The following is a 19,397-nucleotide window of genomic DNA, read 5'->3' on the forward strand; positions in this document are numbered from 1 at the left end:
GTGGTGATCGTTTATGTCAACGTTTGTTTGCATACTTGTTGTCTGCCCTTAGTGGTATCACAGACGTTCGTCGCATGACAAGTAAAAAGTGAGCGGTTTTCAGGATTTTCGCGTCGTAATGCAGCAATACTATTGTTTTATGCATTTAACTTTATGATAAATAACTAATTAAGCATTTACCCTTATGAGTCTTGCGATTATTCAAAGCCGAGCGTGTGTCGGCGTCAGTGCACCACTTGTTACTGTTGAAGTACATATTAGTAACGGACTACCCGGATTCAACCTTGTTGGCCTTGCAGAAACCACCGTAAAAGAAGCTCGCGATCGTGTGCGTAGCGCCATCGTGAATTCGGGTTTCGAATTTCCCGCGAGACGGATCACCGTCAATCTTGCGCCTGCGGATTTGCCCAAAGAAGGGGGGCGTTTTGATCTACCGATTGCACTGGGCATTCTTGCAGCGTCCTCTCAAATCCCGATGACAAAATTGAATGGCCATGAGTTTGTGGGTGAATTGGCATTGTCAGGGCAGCTTCGCTCAGTAAAGGGTGCGTTACCTGCGGCTGTCGCCAGCATTGATGCAAACAGAAGCCTCGTCGTGCCCGATGACAATGGCGGACAGGTGGCGCTGGTGGGGCGAGACATCCATGTTTCCGCGCCGGATCTGATGTCAGTGTGTCGTCACTTGAGCGGGCAAGGTGCATTGATGCTTAAAGAGCCAGAAAATGCCGATGTTGAGCACGTCACTAACCCTCGCTGTATGCAAGACATTATCGGTCAGCAGCAAGGAAAACGGGCGTTGGAAATTGCCGCGGCAGGATCGCACAATTTATTACCTATAGGTACTAATAGACCTATAAATAAAAAATTAGCCTCTACTATGTTGGTAGTCATTGGGAAAATAGAGGTTGAGACTAGCCTAAGCGCTATTAACTAGCTGGAAGAGTTAATATGCCCATAGCTTTAAGTCTTTGATTTATCGAAAGTGATGTCAGATTTTTTGGCTACATTGTCAATTATGAGTCAATAATGTATTGATTTTCGAGCATAGTTAACTTAAAGTTAAATCAGACCAATTAGGGTCACGCGTCGTCAGGTACGGCGGGACTTAAGCCACTTTATGTGGCTTTTTGTCTTTCTGGGGGGAAGCAATAGTACTTAACTCCCATGGACGATATGTCTTCGACAACACAATCTACGACCTTCTTGTTCTGCATTAACAGCTTATATGGGGGATATTCTGGATTGTACCCTGCCTTAATTAAGGGATAGAGAACGAGATCGGCTATCTGCATGAGCCTACTATCTTTAGTTTGAAATTTTACTTTTTTGCTTACAATGGCACTTATCTCATCACCTCCTATTGGTGAGTATGTCGAACTCCTACCTACATCAAACTCCATTCCTTGAGTTAGCAAGTTATCGTGATAGTTCTGAATCTTCCTATCTTCTTTTGGCCCTGTTTTTTCAACATAAACAATTAGCTTTCGCCCTCCAACGGAACGAACAAATTTAACTGCTCTCTCAATTAATATTTGATAGGCACTTCGACATAGACCCCATTTATCTTGATATACACCATCATAGCGAAGACGATAAGCCTGTCGATCAACTACACAGGCATGTGCAATGATTGGTAATTCACAAATGAATGAGTTTAGAGCATCAATAAATGCTGCTTCCCTGTTTTGGTCTTTAAGCACATCAAAGTGCTTTTTCTTGCATCTGATTTTTGTTGAATGTAAATGATGCTTAAAAGTTCCTTCAGGACATTCAAACCCTTGGCTAACCATCAGTGCTTTGTGGAGTTCTTTTACACGCTCCACCTCCTTCTCCTGAATCAAGAAACCACCCAACGCAAATGCATCAAGGCCATCTCTTCTTTGCGGTTCAATCCTATCTGGACAGGGAGACCCACTATCATCAATGAATAAAAAATAAGTCTCAGGTGCGGCTTTCATGGTTAGTCCTTGTTCTTTTTGTCTCAAATATATTACTAAACACTTCAGCTCTCGTAAACACACTACAAGTCACTTTGTGGGTATTTCTGTGTGTATGTGTAGTATAACTGATAGTTATGCACAGAAATTTCCATTTTCCCTGTGTTTGTTGTGATATGGTCGACTTTTTTTAGACTTCTGTGGATAAGATTATTTTTCCACTTCTGTTAATAGCGAATCTAGATCGATGTACTTGTGCTGGTTAGGTATACCCAAACGAGCACACCCAAAAACCACCAATGCCGTACCCGTAAGACTTGCTTTATAATTATGACCACATTATTATTTGCAGCATCTTAGACCTTTACGGGTACACATAATGGCTCACATTGCCTACCTACGTGTTTCTACAGCGGAACAGAACACAGACCGCCAGCTAGCAGATACGGGACTGTCTTTTGATAAGACGTTCATTGATAAATGCAGTGGTGGAACTGTTACAAGACCAGCCCTAGAAGACCTCAAAACATACATTAGAGAAGGCGATTGTGTTCATGTTCATAGCATTGACCGTTTAGCTCGTAATCTTGTTGATCTGAAAGAGTTGGTTAGCGGCTGGAACAATCAAGGTGTGAACGTCAGGTTTCACAAAGAGAGCCTTTCGTTTAATGCTGGTGGGTCAGACCCAATGTCTGAGCTAATGCTGAATATGCTTGGAGCAGTTGCTCAGTTTGAGTTGTCCATGATTCAAGAGAGACGACAGGAAGGCATTGTGAAAGCTAAAGCCGCTGGTAAATACAAAGGACGACCAACAAATCAGAACAACCACCAGCAAATCAAACAACTTAGAGCAGACGGAGTGTCATTAAGGAAGATTGCCTCTGAAGTGGGAGTGTCCCTCTCAACGGTGCAGCGTGCTCTTGCTGCTGAATAGGTAATGAATGAAACAGTACATTGAAGACAGCTATTTTAGCTATTTAGACCCTAGAGCGTTAACCCTTGACCCAGCAATGCAAGCTAGGGACACAACGCTCATTAGGGATAAGAGACTGAGAGCAGCCCAAGAGATTAAGCAAGCAGCTCAGGATGAAGCAATCCTAGAAGGCCTTCGTAATGGCGTAGGAATAAAACAGCCAATTACTGTATTTGAGGTAGATGATAAAAAGTATGTTGTTGATGGTTTCCATCGAACAGGTGCTTGCCTCGCTTACTTCAAAGAAGAACCTGAATCTGACCTAATGATTCGCTCTCGCATTATCCGCAATAGGACGTATCAAGAGGCTTTTGAAGCCGCACAACAAATGAATCAAGACCATGGTGTAGGTGTTACACCTGAAGAACAGGGACAATCAAAGTTTCGCGCCTTGGTAGTGGCTAACAGGTTTGAGTTATCTGTTTCTGAAATTGTAAAAGAGCTAGGCTGTAGTCGTGGTCAAGCAAACCATGTATCACGAGCACTTAAAGCTTGTAACAAGGCTATCAAAGGGAAAGTAGTAGCTGACTTCTCAAAGCTGACAGATTTCATAGAGCATCTTCAATTCGGTCTTGAATCAAACTACTACCTCCCTAGAAGCATTTGGGATACCCATGGTTTTCCTAAAGTGAGAAGGCTGTCAGATGCTGTTACTGGCAAGGATTTCACACCAAGGGATATGGATAACGAGGAATGGCAAAAACACCAAATTAACAGCGTTGAGGAGCGAATTAACAGGCTACTTAAAGATTACGATGAGGATTTCTTTAGGGAGGGCTTGAGAAAGGCTGTTATTGGTAGCGGTCTTGGTATTTCTGTTTCTAAGCGAAGTAAGTGGCTAGAGCAAGCTGGTTCAGTTGAGGCTGATGAAGTCCCTGAAGACTGGGATCGCACTAAGGTAGATATAATTGAAGATGATGAATTCTAAGCTGTAACGTTTGTGAACCTGTGGGTGTCCTACAAGAACCTCATGGGTTCACTGTTTGCTCAGGGTGTACACATGTGTACAGTGGGAGAACTCAAAGGTGTACACAACAGTGTAGCGATAAGAGGCTGAGAGTCCTTCTCTGTGAGACCTATTAGTCATTGATGTTGTCAGGATGATTATTAGACGCTAGTCACTAAAAAGTAGCGAGAAAATAAAATACGTTTTGTGTATAAGTCACCAGACGATGCAATCGAGATGTTTATCTAGAGGCCTACCTACTCCCCCCCATTCAAGGGGGTAACAACACCGCTGTTTCCTGTTTTAATGGTCTCTTGGAGGGGGGCAATACTAATATCAACGTCAATACCAGCATGCTCTACAGCTAGTCTTAAGCGATTGAGATACCTGACTTCAGTCCTAGTATCGAGTATTAGAACAATGCCAGCTCTTTTCCCTGTCTGTGCGCTGTAATAAACAGACTGCCCTAGTGCTTCAGCCCATTTCCTTCCGAAATCAAACTCTATTGCGTGTGTCTCAGTCAAACAGTCAATACGAGTTCGGTCAGGTAATACGTATTCGACTTTCCCCATACAGTAGCGATTTACATAATCAGCTTCTTTCCAGTCTGCATGCGAAATCGAAGGTATAGCTAACAATAAAAAACACACTACTTCAGGTCGAGTAATAAGCATGGCATCAGTTTGAAAGGATGATAGTCACAAATGGATACCACAATAGATTATTAAAAAATAAGGCTACCAAACTTTTTAGAGAGGCAGCCCTCGAAACTAGCCCCAGCGAGTATCAAAAGTCACTTTGAATCTGACACCAGAATCACTCTCCCATGTATCATCTGATGGTGTGTATCTCAGGTGAATGTTATCGCCGTTTTTGACTTTGATATCTATCCGCTCTTTGCATCGGTGCAACACGACGGTTTCAATGTGTCTCTTGAGGTACTGATGCAATCTCAAACGCTCAGAATCTTCATTGATTTTAGCTGTCACTTCCTCTAAATCTACGTAATCATCTTCAATCACTTTGAGGCTTTGGAGGTCGATTAGCTCCTGCTTGATAGCTTCTACACGCTGCTCGGCTTTCCTAATGGCTGTACTGATGTAAGTGCTAGACCCATTCTCTTCTAAGTCACTAATAAGGTTTGATACTTTCTTTTCGAGTCCTACTAGCTCACCCTCTAACTGCATTTCCTTTGCGTTGTCGTTTGGCTTGTTTGCAAAGGTGGTTAGTAGTTTTTGCAATGCGATAAGTACAACCCATTGAACCGAGTAGTAGCGGTGACCTACATATTTACACCCTGCGCCATGTCTGGCAGTGCCACATACAAGATAATAACCGCCTTTATCTGATGTCCCTTTGTTTACGAATTGGACTGTAGACCCACACTCACAACTAACAAAGCCAGAGAATATATTCTTGGTCTTACCGTTACGGATTGCCCCTGTGCCGCCTTTTCGTCTCGCTTGTGTTGCTGCTTGTGCTCTATGCCAGAGGTCTTTATCAATGATTTGTGGATAGTAGTCCTTCAATATATTGCCTGTAGGAACTCGCTCACCGAGCTTGTTCGTAATGTGAGGAATATACTCACCTAGAACAGAAGTACCGTTTAGTAGCTTTGTGACGTACGAGATATGCCATTGTTTAGCTCTACTGCCTATTGGCTTGATTCCCTCAGTGTTTAAACGTCTGATTAAAGCAACTCGACCATAGCCATCTGCCGATAACATAAACATGTATTTCACGATGGCTGCTTTCATAACGTTCACGGTGATTGCGGTCTTGTCTTCGTTATATTCAAGCCATGCTGGTAAATGAGCACCTAAAGGCTTCTCGTGGGCTATCGCTTGTTTAGCATGCCATGCGTCAGCGAGACGCTTGCTCTTTGATGCTGATTCCTCATGCGCTCTACTCATGATGACAAGTGAGATAATCAGCTTAGTCATATCCAGTTGACCTTTCTTGTAGACCTGATTATCCATGAGAGTAACAACGTTAATGCCTAGGTCTACGAGTTCCATTAGTAGGCGCATTGATTTCTCAACGGGTTGACGACTCATGCGGTCGAAACTTTCTAGCAGTAGCCAACTGCCCTCCGATATTGCTCCCTCTTTGACCGCATCAATGAAATGGGACAATGCACCCTGTTCACTGTTTCTACCTTTAAAGCCGCTAACGCCTAGGTCTTGGAATGACAGTGGTTGAAGCGCTAGACCATGTTCTTCTGCGTATCTATTAGCGGTCTCTGATTGCCGCTGTAGGCTGCGCCCTTCAATCTGCCCCTTGGTACTGAAACGAATGTAACTGTATGCTTTTTCCATCTACATCTAATGCCTAAAGTACTATGGGTCTATTGTATCCTTAATTGCTTGTTTCTTGGGCCTCCAGGCACGGGCAAAACCATGTTGGCATCGCGCATGGCGGATTTGCTGCCGCCCATGAGCGATGCTGAAGCATTAGAAACCGCGGCGATCACCTCGCTGACGGAACGACCATTGCACGAAGGGAATTGGAAAAAGCGCCCCTTTCGAACACCGCATCACTCGAGTTCGATGCCCGCCCTGGTTGGCGGTGGTACAACCCCAAAACCAGGCGAAATATCACTCGCGCACAACGGCCTTTTGTTTTTAGACGAGATGCCCGAGTTTGAACGCAAAGTGCTTGATTCTCTTCGAGAGCCGTTGGAGTCGGGGGAGATTGTCATTTCCCGTGCGAACAGTAAAACCTGCTTTCCTGCCCGCTTTCAATTGATTGGCGCGCTCAACCCTAGCCCTACCGGGCATTATGAAGGCAAGCTGTCTCGATCCAATCCACAGGCAACCTTGAAGTATTTGAATCGACTCTCTGGACCGTTTTTAGATCGTTTTGATCTGTCGATTGAAATCCCTGCCTTGCCAAGAGGCACGTTAGCCGAAGGGGGCGATCGTGGTGAGACGACAGACATCGTCAAAGCGCGCGTGGAAAAGGCACGTGCTGTGATGTTAGCGAGAGCGGGGAAGCCCAATTGCCTGCTTTCAAGTCGAGAGATTGAAACCTATTGTCCGTTAGCAAAAGAGGATGCGGATTTTCTCGAAACGGCACTACACCGCTTAGGGTTGTCGATTCGTGCGTATCACCGCATTATCAAAGTCGCGCGAACCATTGCGGATTTAGCGGGAGAGCCACATATAAAACGCGGACATCTTGCTGAGGCCCTGGGTTATCGTTCGATGGATAGGTTGTTGAAACAACTCACCGCCATGGCGAGTTAGCTGTGAAATGGGGGCTTATGCACTCATTTGACCACTTTCTACTGAATGGTGTTTTTTATTCGGTCGACGTATTATGACGCCTGATAACTATCCCTAGTCTGTGCGTGGACACGTCGCCTTGATACTTTTCTTCAACGTTATTTTTGTGTGTTTAAACACCGCGGTGGCATCTGTTCTTATCTGCTGCCTTGCGTTGTTAAAAATGCTGCTCCCTGTGCCTGCATTGCAGCGCGCCATTACGCGTGCCTGTAACGGCATTATGTGGGTATGGGCCACGCTCAATCATAGGCTGGTTAACCTAACGTCAAACGTGGAATGGGACATACAAGGTGGTGAGTCGCTCAGTAAAGAGCAATGGTATTTGTTGATCGCCAACCACATGAGTTGGGCGGACATCGTCGTTGTCTTTTCTGTGTTTAGACATCGCATTCCCATGGCGAAGTTCTTCCTTAAACAGCAATTGCTGTATGTGCCTTTCTTGGGGCTCGCGTGTTGGGCTGTGGATATGCCCTTTATGAAGCGCTATTCCCGCCAGTATTTGCTCAAGCACCCTGAAAAACGAGGCTGTGATCTTAAGACCACGAGAAAATCCTGCGAGCGCTTTCGCCACACACCCACCACCGTGGTGAATTTTGTCGAAGGCACGCGATTCACAGAAGAAAAAAGGCATGCCACCCATTCCCCTTATCGTCATTTGTTGTCACCTAAAACGGGCGGTATTGCTTATACGCTTGGGGCAATGGGGGAGCAATTTGATGCCATTATTAACGTCACCTTGGCTTACCCAGAAAACCGAGCCTTTCCCTTTAAAGACTTGCTATCAGGGAAGATGAAAAAGATCGTTGTGCGCATTCATACCTTGCCGCTTGATAGCGCGGTAAAAGGGGATTATTTCAATGACAAAACGTTCAAGCGTCAATTTCAGCAATGGCTTCATCAGCGTTGGGAAGAAAAAGATGATGAGCTGTCTGCGATTTATGGAGAGCTGCCAATACACAAGCGTGTAGAAAGACGACAAGCCGATGCCGTGGTGTGAAACGCATGCAATGGAAATGAAAAAGGGGCTCAAGGCCCCTTTTCTGCATTTGGATATTTGCAGCGACTTATTGCGTCAGCAGGAAATTAACCAAGGCGAAATAGTCATCTGTTGATTTGATGGTTTTTGGCGTCACGTGGTATTTGCCGTTAACAATCACAGCGGGCACACCGCGCAGGCCTGAATCGTTGAAGCCTTTATCAAAACGGTTTGCCATCGCGTTGACCGCAAAGCTGTTGTAGGTGCCGTCGAATTTCTTCGCATCTACACCTTCGTCGATGAACATCTGACGCACTTCTGCTTCATCACGCGGTGGCTTTTGAAGTAGGTGAATGCGGTTGAAAATGACCGGTACCATGGCGTCTTCTGCATCAAGCATCACTGCGGTCGCGTACGCTTTGCTCAGTGCCTTACCCATGTTGCCACCCATGAAGGAAACATGACTCTTTTGGAAAGTCGCATTCTCAGGGATTTTCTTTTTCAACTCTTCCATTAAGCCTTCACTTTTGTAGCAATGTGGGCAGTAGAAAGAGAAAAATTCGGTCACCGTTGGTGATTGTGTTTTTGGCAGATCAAGAACTTGATAGTCCTCACCCGCATTAAAACGCGCAGCGTGCGCAGAGAAGGCCAGCATGGCAACAGCGGCCATCGCAAACAATTTTTTTAACATAAATGTCTTTCTCCCTGATAGTTATAATGCTGCTTACCACTGCGGCGACAGCGACAGAGGCGTTTCCTCAAGAGCAGCTAATTGTTCTTTAAAGGCGAGCACCTGATTTTCCCAGTATTTTGCCTCAGCAAACCAAGGGAATGCACGAGGAAAAGCCGGATCTTGCCAACGTTTTGCCAGCCATGCCATATAGTGAACCATTCTGAGACCACGTAAAGGCTCGATTAGTTGCAATTGATGATGAGGAAAATCGTGAAACTCCTCATAGGCCTCAGCAATGGTGTCCAGTTGCGCCAAGCGGTCATGGCGGTCGCCGTTGAGCATCATCCAAATATCTTGGATGGCAGGACCATTGCGAGAATCGTCTAAGTCGACAAACATCGGGCCATCACGCCACAGAATGTTGCTTGGGTGGCAATCACCGTGCAGGCGAATTGGCTGCCAGTCTGTTGTCCAGCGGCTTTCCAGTACATTGATAAGACGATCGAGATCGGAAAAGAACGCGTTCTCAAGGTGCATGGGAATGAATTCGCTGTTTTCCAATACTTTCCGTGGCTGGTAGAGGTACTCATCAAGGCCAATGGTTGGGCGATCAGTGAATGACGCGCGTGAACCCACTTGATGAATGCGGCCCATGAAACGGCCAACCATTTCGAGTTGATCCCAGTTATCGACTTCAAAGGTGCGGCCGCCGACACTTGGAAACAGCGCAAACCGATAACCTGCATGTTCGAACAGTGTTGTTCCATCGATTTCAATAGGCACAGCAACGGGGATTTCAGACTCTTCAAGTTCTTTGGTGAACTGATGCTCTTCTAAAATTTGTGCGTTGCTCCAGCGTTGTGGGCGGTAGAACTTGGTGACGAAGCGTTTACGATCTTCATCTTGAAATTGGTATACGCGGTTTTCGTAGCTGTTAAGCGCTAAAAGCCCAGATTCAGGGCGAACACCGACGGATTCTAATGCATCAATCAAAGTGTCAGGGGTGAGGTGCTCGAAGCTAAATTGCGCGTCGCTCATAGGGTCACTTGCTTTGTGATAAGAGAGAGCTTGATGGTATCAGAGATTGGCATCACTGTATGGGTATACAAAATAAAAGGGCGCGAGGTGCGCCCTTTGTGTTTTAGATGTGCGTGTAATGCTTAGAGCTTGCTGATAAAGCGGCTTTCAGTAGACAGCGTTTTTTTGTCATCCCCTGATTGGCGTTCAAGCATAAACATAATGTTGGCGATGGGTTTTTCGAGCTCATAAGGGTCCACTGCAAGGCTGACTGGCAAGGTGTAAATTTCGCCTGCGCTCAGCGTCACTTGCTGTTTGCCGTACCACTCAATGCCCTCAAGGCCCGTTACCGAGATATTGTAGGTTTCTGATTGCTGCGTCTTATTCAGAATTTTCAAGGTGTAGGTGTTTTCAATCAGCCCATCAGTGTTGGTTTTAAACAGCTGTGTTCTATCACGAATAACATCCAATCCCATCGGCTGAACCGCATTGAGGAAATAGAAGAACATGACGAACATGGCCACCATGACGATGCCATAGCCAATCAATTTGGGGCGCATCACATCCACAGAATGGCCAGCGAGCTTATGTTCCGTGGTATAGCTGATGAGACCGTGAGAATAGTTCATGCGATCCATGGTGTCGTCACAGGCATCAATACACGCGCCGCAGTTGATGCATTCGTATTGAAGACCATCGCGAATGTCGATACCGGTCGGGCACACCTGCACACAGAGGTTGCAGTCAACGCAATCACCCAAGCCCAAGTCTTTAGGGTCTTTCTTACGAGGCCTTGGACCACGTGCTTCACCGCGGGCTTTGTCATAACCCACGATAAAGGTGTCTTTGTCGAACATGGCTGACTGGAATCGTGCATAGGGGCAGATGTGGATACACATGATAGAGCGCATCCAGCCAGCATTGCCGTAGGTACAAACACTGAAGAAAAGTACCCAGAACACAATCCAGAAACTGCTTGAGAAGGTGAAAAACTCCGCGAAAAGCGTTTTGACTGGGACGAAGTAGCCAACGAAGGTGAGGCCGGTTAGTAAGGCAACGGCAAACCAACAAATATGCTTCAGCGTTTTTCTGGCCAACAAATCCCGGGTCATGGGCTTTTTATCTTGTGAGCGGCGTTTGTTCGCGGGTCCTTCGAGCTTTTCCTCAAACCAAATGTAGATGAAGGTCCACACCGTTTGAGGACAGAGGTATCCGCACCAGACTCGCCCAAGGAAGGTGGTGACAAAAAAGAGGCCAAAGGCGGCCACCATCAGCACCACAGCAAGCAATGTCAAATCTTGTGGCCAAAGGGTTGTGCCGAAAAAATTGAACTGTTGTTTGCCAATGTCGATCAGAATGGCTTGTCGGTCACCGTAGGAAATCCATGGAGTGAGTAAGAAGAGCAGCATGAAAAACCACCCCATCTTTTGGCGCAGCTTCTGGAAGACCCCTTTCGCAGCACGAACATAAATGCGGTTGCTAGGGTTAAAACGATCACCGCTACCTTTATGGGTTTTGGGATTAAATTCTTTGGGCGTGACATCTTTGATGTCGATTTTTTCCTTGCTCATGACACCTGCTTTCCTTGGGTAAAACGGGCAATCCCGACAATGCGACACACCGATACGTTGTCGGTGTTCTTTAATCATAGACCGAAGATTATACCGTAGCAGATTGCCGACATTCTGTGCGGGTGGTGGGATAATGCTTGGACGCCTAGACAAGGCTTGAGGAACAGATGATTGTTTTAAAATAAAAAAGCGAAACCCATGGGTTTCGCTTTTCTTGGCAACTTTACACGCTACGTTTAGTCGATAATTCCGCGAGCGCGCAAAATGGCAGTTTTGAAGTCGTTTTCGCAATCTTTCGCAAGACCGGGGATCATTTCATCTTTGCTGCTGTTACGCATTTTTAGATGATAGATCAGCACATCATCGGTGAGTGCGTCGAGTTGACCTTCATAGCCTGCTTCTTCGGCAAGTTTGCTGATCATTTGCATCAGATTCAGCTCTGGTTCTTTCTGCCACTCAGGGTGAAGCAGTTCGATCAGTTCGTTAACGCGATGACATTTCATTGAAGACTCCAAATTGGGCTAACACAGTGTTAAAAATAGCCTTGGTTTTTGTATGGCTTATTCGCCATACAGTACCAGAATCACTATGTGCAAGCTATGTCGTCTTATGCCGCTTCGTCCGCTGGCGCATCGGTACTCAACACTGGATTTGGACGGATTAACGTCAAATCAGGTGTTGATGTCTTTGGTGACGCTTTGAACGTTGGAGCAAACGAAGTAGAACGCATACGTGCTGGTGTACGAGTAACGCGGACGGTGCGAACAGTTACAGGGCGCATTTAAGTTTCTCAGTTTTCGCGCATCCATGACGGGGTTAATAGCAGAGTGAACCAGGGGTTCCGATGGCTGATAGCCTTGCTGTTTTTTCACTCTGACGTGTAATTTCGCGCGGAGCATAACAAAAATAAATCGTTTAAAAAAGCATCAAGTTAAAAAAATAAAAAAAGCCGCAAATGCGGCTTTTTCTTTACGGTATTTGGATCGTTATGTGATCGGCATAACGCGGTTTCTGCCCAAGTTTTTCGCCTCATACAATTGCGCATCTGCGCGGCTGATTAGATTGCGCGGGCTTTCCCCTGTTTCGAACTGCGCAACACCGATGGACACCGTGATGTTGTCGAGTTTCGAGCCTGTTTTCTTGTCTTTGATGGCCAATTTATCGATGCTGGCGCGAATGGTTTCGGCCACGCGACCTCCCCCTCCAAGAGGGCGGTTAGGGACGAGCAAGGCAAACTCTTCACCACCATAACGAAATGCTTCTATGCCTTCACGGCAGAACTGAGCAAGACGCTTTGCCGTAAGCTTCAGTACCTGATCGCCCATGAGGTGGCCGTAGGTATCATTGAAGCTTTTGAAATGGTCGAGATCGCAAATCAGTAAGCAAAATCCGCGCTCGGGCGGCGATGCGATGAGTTTATCGAGGTGCTTGTCGAACGAACGGCGGTTTAAGATGCCCGTCAGTGCATCGTTAAAGGCTTGTTCGTTGGCCTCTGCCAATGTTTCCTTAAGGCGATCAATTTCTTTTTGGGCGTCTGCCAGTTGGTTCTTAAAGAAGCTGGTGGATTGGCGGATTTCTTTTGAACCTTTTAACGCTTTTCGCACCACGGCAATGGTTTCTTCCGTGCTCATGGCTTCTTCATCAAGACGTGCCAATTGCGAAAAGGTTTTCTCCAATGTGCCCTGAAACACATCCGTGTCTTTCATGGTATCAACCATGGTGTTGCTGATCTCAAGGGCTAATGCTTCAAAGCCTTCTTGTGCTGCTTGAATGCCTTCATTTTGCCCATCAGCAATATGCGCTTCATAGAGCTCAGTGCATTGTTCTAGGCTGACTGAGCCCGACGATTGAAGCGACTCGTTCATCGCTTTCGTTAAGGCTTCATCTGTGTTGGCAATATAGGTATACCAAAGTGCATAATTTTTAGGATTTGCAGGCACCTGATACTTCATCATGAGTGGAACGAGTTTCTTTAAATACCCAGCGGATAGCGCAAATGAATCGTTAGACATAGCTGGCTTATTCTCCGTTATATAAAGTGGAATGTGTCTTTCCACGTGTCACCAGTCTTCTAATCTTAGTAGAAATAATCAAAATGCTGTGACTACTGAACCAGTCATTACCGTCTACACTGCGGTAAATTAGACATGCGGCATGTTTAGGCGCTTAACAAGGAGAATTGGCTATGGGATGGCTTAAAAAAACGTTAGCTCGGGTCGGTGTGGGTGGTGCGAAGGCAGAGGTGTCTGTTGAGTGTGATGACATTCAACAAGGTCAATCTGTGACGGTCACTCTCATTGTGCATGGGGGCGAGGCAACGCAACAGATTGACAAGGTTGCGTTCGATCTTTGCTGTGACTTTATGGGCTGGGAAGAGGTGCGTGGCGCAGGTGAACAGGGCAGGAAGAAACAGCGTAGACGTATCACTCATACACTTTTGTCATGGTCGTTGCCTGATGCTTTTGAGATGTCTAAGGGTGAGTCTCGCCGCTTTGAAACGGAATTGAACGTGCCTGTTGAAACGCCGCTTTCCATGGGAGATTGCAATGTTTGGCTCGAAACCAGCCTTGATATTCCTATGGCGAAAGACCCTTCAACCAAAACGCCGTTAACCATTAAACCTTCCCTTCATGTGAACGCGGCCTTTGACGTGTTAGAGGCGCACGGGCTCCGCATTGAAAAAGCGGATTGCGAACAAGATGAACGAAATCCTCGATCGTTTGAGCAGGTGTTTTCTTGGATGCCCGTTTCTGGCGCCTACGAGGGCGTTTGGCGCAAGCTCGACGTGGTGGTGACGCACAAAGATAATGCGCTGGATATCGGCATGACAGTACATCGACAAGGGGAAGGATTGGGAGACATGGTAGGACGGTTTGTCGGGGCAAATAAGCTTGAACGTTCGCTGGACGTTTCACTCGATGACAGCGTTGAACAAGTGCAAGACGCTTTGAACAATGTGCTGCAAAAGATAACGTGAATTTAAGCGTACACGTGTACGCTGAGTTGTGTCATACTCGCTTTGTTAGTGATTTAGAAGGATGACTCTACGATGACAGCGTGCACGACTGCAGGGCCTGATTACTCCGTCAAAGAAGAGATAGCAAGCAGCGTTAGCCATGGGCTAGGTGTGGTGTTTGGTATTGTGGCCTTGGTGCTTTTGCTCTTAAAAGCGCTCAACGCGAACGCGGATGCCATGACGATTGCCAGTTATAGCGTGTATGGCGCGAGCATTATTTTACTTTATCTCGCCTCCACCCTTTATCATGCTATTCCTTATCCTAGCGCCAAACGCGCGCTAAAAACCTTCGATCATTGCGCTATCTATCTGCTGATCGCAGGTACTTATACCCCCTTTTTGTTGATCAGCTTACGAACGCCTTTGGCGACGGGCTTGATGGCGTTAATTTGGGGCATTGCACTGGCTGGTGTCGTGCTGAAAATTGCGTTTGTTTACCGCTTTAAGAAGTTGTCATTGGTGATTTATCTCGCCATGGGGTGGCTATCTTTGGTGGTGATTTATCAACTTGCGCAGGCGGTTGCTCTGCCGGGGCTTATGTTGTTGTTTGCGGGCGGGTTGGTGTATTCGCTTGGTGTGATTTTCTATGTGAAACAATCAATTCCCTACAACCATGCTATTTGGCATTTATTCGTTTTAGGCGGCACGATACTGCATTTTCTTGCGATATATTATTACGTCCAGCCAGTGTGAATTTGCCTGCAAACAATAAAAAAGCGAGAGGGTATGCCCTCTCGTTTTTTTTGTTTTTACGGCGGTTAGTCATCAGACTAACGCACTTAATCTCGCCAGAAAGCAGGAAAAAGTAAGACCAACACCGTCAGTATTTCCAAACGTCCCATGAGCATACCAATACTCAGCGCCCACTTTGCAGTATCTGACAGGCTGGCAAAGTTCCCTGTGGGGCCAATGACTGTACCCATGCCAGGGCCGACGTTGGCAACGGCCGTCATCGCGCCGCTCAAACTGGTTATGCCGTCTAATCCCGTTGCAGCCAGAATCATCGCAACCACCAGAATCGTCATCAGATAGGTGATGGCAAATGCCACCACTGAGCGGACAATATCTTCGTTAACTGGGCGGCCGTTATACCGTTGAATAAACACGCCAGAGGGGTGAACCAATTGCTGTATGTGTTTACGAAGTAGGGCGAGCGCGACTTGGAAGCGGAAGATTTTCGCGCCTCCCGCCGTTGAACCAGAACAACCGCCAACAATCAGCATGAACGCAAAAATCACCGAGGCAAAAGGCCCCCACGCCGTGAAGTCATCTAAACCAAAGCCTGTTGTTGTTACCACAGAGACGATGTTGAACATGGACACGCGAATGGCGTCACTGCTGGTGTAATCTTTGGTGAGTACCAACCAAATGGCAACCATGGCAGAGGTGGCGAGTACCAAGTAGGTAAAGCCTCGCACCTGTGCATCATCAAAAATCATGTGCGGACTTTTGCGTCTGAGTGCCTGCATCAAGAGCAAGAACGGTAAACCGCCTGCAAACATGAATATTGTGCCGACCCATTGTGCGGAATGACTGAAGCGGTTCATGGAACTGTCAGATGTGGAGAACCCACCCGTAGACAGCGTGGTCATGGCATGGTTTATCGCTTCAAACGGTGTCATGCCTGTTGCCCAATAGGCAATAAAGCAAAGCCCCGACAGAATCAGGTACACCTTCATGATACTGATGGCGACATTTTTAGTGCGAGGGCTAGATTTTGCAGACCAATCTGACGATTCAGTTTGGAACAACTTCATCCCGCCGACGTTCAAAAATGGCAGGATAGCCACGCCCATCACGATAAAGCCAACGCCACCTAGCCATTGCAAAATGGAGCGCCAGAACAAGATCGCAGGCGCCATTTGGTCAAGCCCGCTGAGCACCGTCGATCCTGTTGTGGTGATGCCTGACATGGTTTCAAAATACGCATCGGTAAAGCTGATGTGATTGATGAACACAAAGGGCAACGCGGCAAAGGCACTAGCAATCAACCACACCATGGTGGTGATGACGAACATATCTCGTACATTGAGGCGGAAGTTATCGGTCTTGCCGAGGGACAAACAAAGAAATGCGGCAACATGGGTGATAATGACGGACAAGCCAAAATCGAGAAACCCCGGTGTGCCTGTGAAAAACGCGGTAAGCGTTGGGATGTACATGAAAAGGGCGATCTTAGATAAGACCAGCCCGATCACGAACAGTACAGGTTGTAAATTGACCATAAGGCACGGTTCGACCTAGAGGAAGAAAGGACTCGGTTGGAAGAGTCGCTCTACATCAGGGATGTATTTCTTATCCACCAAGAACATCACCACGTGATCGTCCTGCTGAATAACGGTTTTATCGTGTGCAATCAGGACTTCCTCTTCCCTTACGATTGCGCCAATGGTGGTGCCGGCGGGCAACTTAATGTCGCCAATGGCCCGCCCGACCACTTTTGATGTGCTGGCATCGCCGTGTGCAATGGCTTCGATGGCCTCTGCAGCACCACGACGAAGCGATGATACGTTGACGATATCGGCTTTGCGCACATGAGTCAGTAGCGCTGAAATCGTGGCTTGCTGCGGCGAAATCGCTACATCAATCACACCGCCTTGAACAAGGTCAACGTACGCGCCACGCTGGATCAACACCATGGCTTTTTTCGCACCAAGGCGTTTTGCCAGCATCGCGGACATGATGTTGGCTTCATCTTCGTTGGTCACGGCAATGAACACATCAATTTGGTCGATATGTTCTTCGCTCAGCAGCTCTTGGTCTGCTGCGTCGCCACAGAATACGATGGTGTTTTCGAGAATTTCAGACAATTGCTCAGCACGTCGCGGGTTACGTTCTATCAGTTTCACGCTGTATGAGCGCTCAAGGCTTCTTGCGAGACCTGCACCGATGTTACCGCCACCCACAATCATGATGCGCTTGTAAGGCTTTTCAAGGCGCTGTAGTTCACTCATCACCGAGCGAATGTGGTTGCTAGCGGCCACGAAGAACACTTCATCATCGGCTTCGATGATGGTGGTGCCTTGCGGACGAATGGGACGGTCGCGACGGAAAATAGCGGCAACACGTGTATCCACATGTGGCATGTGCTCGCGCAGTGCGGATAATGCGTTACCCACCAGTGGACCGCCGTAGTAGGCTTTTACTGCCACCAATCCGACTTTGTTATCTGCGAAGTTAACCACCTGCAATGCACCTGGGTATTCAATCAGACGATGGATATACCGCGTAACCAATTCTTCAGGGGCGATCAGGTGATCGACCGGACAGGCATCGGTCTGGAACAATTGTTCTTTGGCGGCGAGATATTCAGGGCTTCGGATCCGCGCAACGCGGTTTGGGGTGTTATATAGCGTGAAGGCAACTTGGCAAGCAATCATGTTGGTTTCGTCAGAGTTGGTGACTGCAACCAGCATGTCGGCGTCTTGTGCGCCGGCTTCGAGAAGTGTGGAGGGGTGACTGGCGTAACCTTGAACCACCCTTAAATCGTATTTGTCTTGCAGCTCTCTGAGGCGTTCAGGGTTCTTATCGACGATGGTAATGTCATTGTTTTCGCCAACCAGATTTTCGGCCAATGTGCCGCCAACCTGTCCAGCCCCCAAAATGATAATTTTCATAACGTCTGCGTGAACCTCGGTTCGTTTCTACTTGTTATGGTTGGTGGCACGAATGGCCACCAACAATTTGGCACTACTCAATGTGATGTTTCAGCGTGAATATCAGGCTGACTTTTTAATCACAGCGTAGTAGAAACCGTCCATGTTTTCTTGCCCTGGAAGAATCTGGCGACCCGGTGCGTCCGGTGTACCTGTTTCCAATGTTGCATCGCTTGTACGCGCGAGGAATGCAGCCACTTGCTGACCATTTTCCTGCGGCGTAATCGAACATGTCGCATACACCAGCGTACCACCCGGTTTCAACTGTGCCCACATGGCGTCAATTATTTCAGCCTGAAGTGACACGAGCTGCGCGATGTCGTCTGCGCGGCGTAACCATTTGATGTCTGGGTGACGACGGATAACGCCCGTCGCGGAACATGGGGCGTCGAGCAGAATACGATCAAACTGTTCGCCCTGCCACCATTCGCTAGGATGACGTGCATCGCCGCAAATAACCTGCGCTTTAAGGTTCAAACGCGCCAGGTTTTCCTCCACACGGGTTAAACGTGTGGCATCCACATCCATGGCAACCACGTTTGCATCTGCTTTGTGCTCAAGGATATGACAGGTTTTCCCGCCCGGTGCAGCGCAGCAATCCAGAATCAGCTCGCCCGATTGTGGCTGCAGGTAATCCACAGAAAGTTGAGCAGCAGCATCTTGAACAGACACCCAACCGTCAGCAAACCCGGGCAATGCCGTCACATCACAAGGGGATGCGAGCTTTAGAGCATCTTGTGCTTCTGAGTGAACCTCGGTTTCTATGCCGTTCTCCGTCAACAGTGCGCGGTAGCTATCGCGGGTGTGATGCGTGCGGTTTACGCGCAGCCACATCGGTGCTTTCTGGTGATTGGCATCGACAACCTGTTCCCATTGTTCGGGGTACGCGGTTTGCAGTAATTTCAACAACCAACCCGGGTGACCGTATTTTCCTGCATCGTGAGAGACAGCGGCAGCATCAAGATTTTCTTGGTTGCGCTGATAGCTGCGAAGCACGGCATTGACCAAACCACGAAGCTGCGGCTTTTTCAGTACTTTGGTGGCATCCACAGTCTCAGCAACGGCGGCGTGCGGAGGAATTCGCATGAACGCAATTTGGTAAAGACCCACCAAGATCAAATGGTGGAATACGCGTTGTTTGCCTTTAAGTGGCTTGTCCATCAGGCTTTGGGTGATGGATTCTAGGCGAGGCAGCCAGCGCAGGACGCCATAGCAGATCTCTTGCAGCAGCGCGCCATCGCGCGGGGCGACTTTTTGCTGAGCCGGTGGCAGAGCCGCAGACAATGATTGTCCTTGGTCAACTACCTGATAGATAACCTGTGCAGCGACAGCTCTTACGTTCATG

Annotated in this window: 16 protein-coding genes and 2 pseudogenes; 7 read left to right on the top strand and 11 right to left on the bottom strand. The window is 47.5% G+C overall.

Features of this window, described 5'->3' with window-relative positions; translation table 11 throughout:
• Nucleotides 1-184: 184 nt before the first annotated feature.
• Nucleotides 185-904, top strand: a pseudogene (locus BCT27_RS06850) (magnesium chelatase domain-containing protein); the annotation flags it as partial.
• 211 nt (nucleotides 905-1,115) lie between these two features.
• Here BCT27_RS06850 and BCT27_RS06855 read toward each other — a convergent pair.
• On the bottom strand, nucleotides 1,116-1,958 hold the full coding sequence (locus tag BCT27_RS06855) for a DUF3800 domain-containing protein (protein WP_017005299.1): 843 nt from the start codon (nucleotides 1,956-1,958) through the stop codon (nucleotides 1,116-1,118).
• A gap of 358 nt (nucleotides 1,959-2,316) precedes the next feature.
• Here BCT27_RS06855 and BCT27_RS06860 point away from each other — a divergent pair, with 358 nt between their 5' ends.
• On the top strand, nucleotides 2,317-2,871 hold the full coding sequence (locus tag BCT27_RS06860; RefSeq protein ID WP_017005300.1) for a recombinase family protein: 555 nt from the start codon (nucleotides 2,317-2,319) through the stop codon (nucleotides 2,869-2,871).
• A 7-nt stretch (nucleotides 2,872-2,878) separates the two neighbouring features.
• Nucleotides 2,879-3,838 (top strand): ParB N-terminal domain-containing protein, encoded by a 960-nt coding sequence (locus BCT27_RS06865; RefSeq protein ID WP_017005301.1) that lies wholly within the window; start codon nucleotides 2,879-2,881, stop codon nucleotides 3,836-3,838.
• Between the two features lie 788 nt (nucleotides 3,839-4,626).
• Here the strand turns inward: BCT27_RS06865 and BCT27_RS06875 are convergent.
• Nucleotides 4,627-6,174: a recombinase family protein gene (locus tag BCT27_RS06875; protein WP_017005303.1), complete on the bottom strand. Its 1,548-nt coding sequence runs from the start codon at nucleotides 6,172-6,174 to the stop codon at nucleotides 4,627-4,629.
• Nucleotides 6,175-6,216: 42 nt separating this feature from the next.
• Between BCT27_RS06875 and BCT27_RS06880 the strand changes: the two are divergent.
• Nucleotides 6,217-7,104, top strand: a pseudogene (locus BCT27_RS06880) (YifB family Mg chelatase-like AAA ATPase); the annotation flags it as partial.
• A 118-nt stretch (nucleotides 7,105-7,222) separates the two neighbouring features.
• Nucleotides 7,223-8,140 (top strand): acyltransferase, encoded by a 918-nt coding sequence (locus BCT27_RS06885; RefSeq protein WP_102395372.1) that lies wholly within the window; start codon nucleotides 7,223-7,225, stop codon nucleotides 8,138-8,140.
• Nucleotides 8,141-8,207: 67 nt separating this feature from the next.
• Here the strand turns inward: BCT27_RS06885 and BCT27_RS06890 are convergent, their stop codons facing one another.
• The 6 genes from BCT27_RS06890 to BCT27_RS06915 all read right to left on the bottom strand — a co-directional run bounded on the left by BCT27_RS06890 (nucleotide 8,208) and on the right by BCT27_RS06915 (nucleotide 13,392).
• Nucleotides 8,208-8,810, bottom strand: a complete 603-nt coding sequence (locus BCT27_RS06890) for a thiol:disulfide interchange protein DsbA/DsbL (RefSeq protein ID WP_017014581.1) — start codon at nucleotides 8,808-8,810, stop codon at nucleotides 8,208-8,210.
• Between the two features lie 33 nt (nucleotides 8,811-8,843).
• Nucleotides 8,844-9,830, bottom strand: coding sequence for a serine/threonine protein kinase (locus BCT27_RS06895; protein ID WP_074927772.1), 987 nt, complete (start codon nucleotides 9,828-9,830; stop codon nucleotides 8,844-8,846).
• A 122-nt stretch (nucleotides 9,831-9,952) separates the two neighbouring features.
• Nucleotides 9,953-11,380 carry a cytochrome c oxidase accessory protein CcoG gene (gene ccoG / locus BCT27_RS06900; protein WP_102390272.1) on the bottom strand — a complete coding sequence of 476 codons (1,428 nt, stop codon included), beginning with the start codon at nucleotides 11,378-11,380 and terminating at the stop codon, nucleotides 9,953-9,955.
• 236 nt (nucleotides 11,381-11,616) lie between these two features.
• Nucleotides 11,617-11,883, bottom strand: a complete 267-nt coding sequence (locus tag BCT27_RS06905) for a YihD family protein (protein WP_102309685.1) — start codon at nucleotides 11,881-11,883, stop codon at nucleotides 11,617-11,619.
• Between the two features lie 104 nt (nucleotides 11,884-11,987).
• Nucleotides 11,988-12,161 carry a hypothetical protein gene (locus tag BCT27_RS25630; protein WP_181163567.1) on the bottom strand — a complete coding sequence of 58 codons (174 nt, stop codon included), beginning with the start codon at nucleotides 12,159-12,161 and terminating at the stop codon, nucleotides 11,988-11,990.
• Between the two features lie 205 nt (nucleotides 12,162-12,366).
• Complete coding sequence (locus BCT27_RS06915) at nucleotides 12,367-13,392, bottom strand: GGDEF domain-containing protein (RefSeq protein WP_102395373.1); 1,026 nt, start codon at nucleotides 13,390-13,392, stop codon at nucleotides 12,367-12,369.
• 173 nt (nucleotides 13,393-13,565) lie between these two features.
• Between BCT27_RS06915 and BCT27_RS06920 the strand changes: the two genes are divergently transcribed.
• Both BCT27_RS06920 and trhA read left to right on the top strand, forming a co-directional pair.
• Nucleotides 13,566-14,357 (top strand): sporulation protein, encoded by a 792-nt coding sequence (locus BCT27_RS06920; RefSeq protein ID WP_102319249.1) that lies wholly within the window; start codon nucleotides 13,566-13,568, stop codon nucleotides 14,355-14,357.
• 72 nt (nucleotides 14,358-14,429) lie between these two features.
• Complete coding sequence (gene trhA, locus BCT27_RS06925; RefSeq protein ID WP_102390270.1) at nucleotides 14,430-15,089, top strand: PAQR family membrane homeostasis protein TrhA; 660 nt, start codon at nucleotides 14,430-14,432, stop codon at nucleotides 15,087-15,089.
• An 86-nt stretch (nucleotides 15,090-15,175) separates the two neighbouring features.
• Here the strand turns inward: trhA and BCT27_RS06930 are convergent, their stop codons facing one another.
• The 3 genes from BCT27_RS06930 to rsmB all read right to left on the bottom strand — a co-directional run bounded on the left by BCT27_RS06930 (nucleotide 15,176) and on the right by rsmB (nucleotide 19,396).
• Complete coding sequence (locus BCT27_RS06930; protein ID WP_198597522.1) at nucleotides 15,176-16,621, bottom strand: TrkH family potassium uptake protein; 1,446 nt, start codon at nucleotides 16,619-16,621, stop codon at nucleotides 15,176-15,178.
• A gap of 15 nt (nucleotides 16,622-16,636) precedes the next feature.
• Nucleotides 16,637-18,013, bottom strand: a complete 1,377-nt coding sequence (gene trkA / locus BCT27_RS06935) for a Trk system potassium transporter TrkA (RefSeq protein ID WP_102319251.1) — start codon at nucleotides 18,011-18,013, stop codon at nucleotides 16,637-16,639.
• A gap of 102 nt (nucleotides 18,014-18,115) precedes the next feature.
• On the bottom strand, nucleotides 18,116-19,396 hold the full coding sequence (gene rsmB / locus BCT27_RS06940; RefSeq protein WP_102395374.1) for a 16S rRNA (cytosine(967)-C(5))-methyltransferase RsmB: 1,281 nt from the start codon (nucleotides 19,394-19,396) through the stop codon (nucleotides 18,116-18,118).
• Between the last annotated feature and the right edge of the window lies 1 nt (nucleotide 19,397).

This window comes from Enterovibrio norvegicus, assembly GCF_002876705.1.
GTDB lineage: Bacteria > Pseudomonadota > Gammaproteobacteria > Enterobacterales > Vibrionaceae > Enterovibrio > Enterovibrio norvegicus_B.

Coding starts and splice junctions, on each gene's coding strand:
- BCT27_RS06855 (WP_017005299.1), bottom strand. CDS start 1,958: ATGAAAGCCGCACCTGAGACTTATTTTTTATTCATTGATGATAGTGGG.
- BCT27_RS06860 (WP_017005300.1), top strand. CDS start 2,317: ATGGCTCACATTGCCTACCTACGTGTTTCTACAGCGGAACAGAACACA.
- BCT27_RS06865 (WP_017005301.1), top strand. CDS start 2,879: ATGAAACAGTACATTGAAGACAGCTATTTTAGCTATTTAGACCCTAGA.
- BCT27_RS06875 (WP_017005303.1), bottom strand. CDS start 6,174: ATGGAAAAAGCATACAGTTACATTCGTTTCAGTACCAAGGGGCAGATT.
- BCT27_RS06890 (WP_017014581.1), bottom strand. CDS start 8,810: ATGTTAAAAAAATTGTTTGCGATGGCCGCTGTTGCCATGCTGGCCTTC.
- BCT27_RS06895 (WP_074927772.1), bottom strand. CDS start 9,830: ATGAGCGACGCGCAATTTAGCTTCGAGCACCTCACCCCTGACACTTTG.
- ccoG (WP_102390272.1), bottom strand. CDS start 11,380: ATGAGCAAGGAAAAAATCGACATCAAAGATGTCACGCCCAAAGAATTT.
- BCT27_RS06905 (WP_102309685.1), bottom strand. CDS start 11,883: ATGAAATGTCATCGCGTTAACGAACTGATCGAACTGCTTCACCCTGAG.
- BCT27_RS25630 (WP_181163567.1), bottom strand. CDS start 12,161: ATGCGCCCTGTAACTGTTCGCACCGTCCGCGTTACTCGTACACCAGCA.
- BCT27_RS06915 (WP_102395373.1), bottom strand. CDS start 13,392: ATGTCTAACGATTCATTTGCGCTATCCGCTGGGTATTTAAAGAAACTC.
- BCT27_RS06920 (WP_102319249.1), top strand. CDS start 13,566: ATGGGATGGCTTAAAAAAACGTTAGCTCGGGTCGGTGTGGGTGGTGCG.
- trhA (WP_102390270.1), top strand. CDS start 14,430: ATGACAGCGTGCACGACTGCAGGGCCTGATTACTCCGTCAAAGAAGAG.
- BCT27_RS06930 (WP_198597522.1), bottom strand. CDS start 16,621: ATGGTCAATTTACAACCTGTACTGTTCGTGATCGGGCTGGTCTTATCT.
- trkA (WP_102319251.1), bottom strand. CDS start 18,013: ATGAAAATTATCATTTTGGGGGCTGGACAGGTTGGCGGCACATTGGCC.
- rsmB (WP_102395374.1), bottom strand. CDS start 19,396: ATGAACGTAAGAGCTGTCGCTGCACAGGTTATCTATCAGGTAGTTGAC.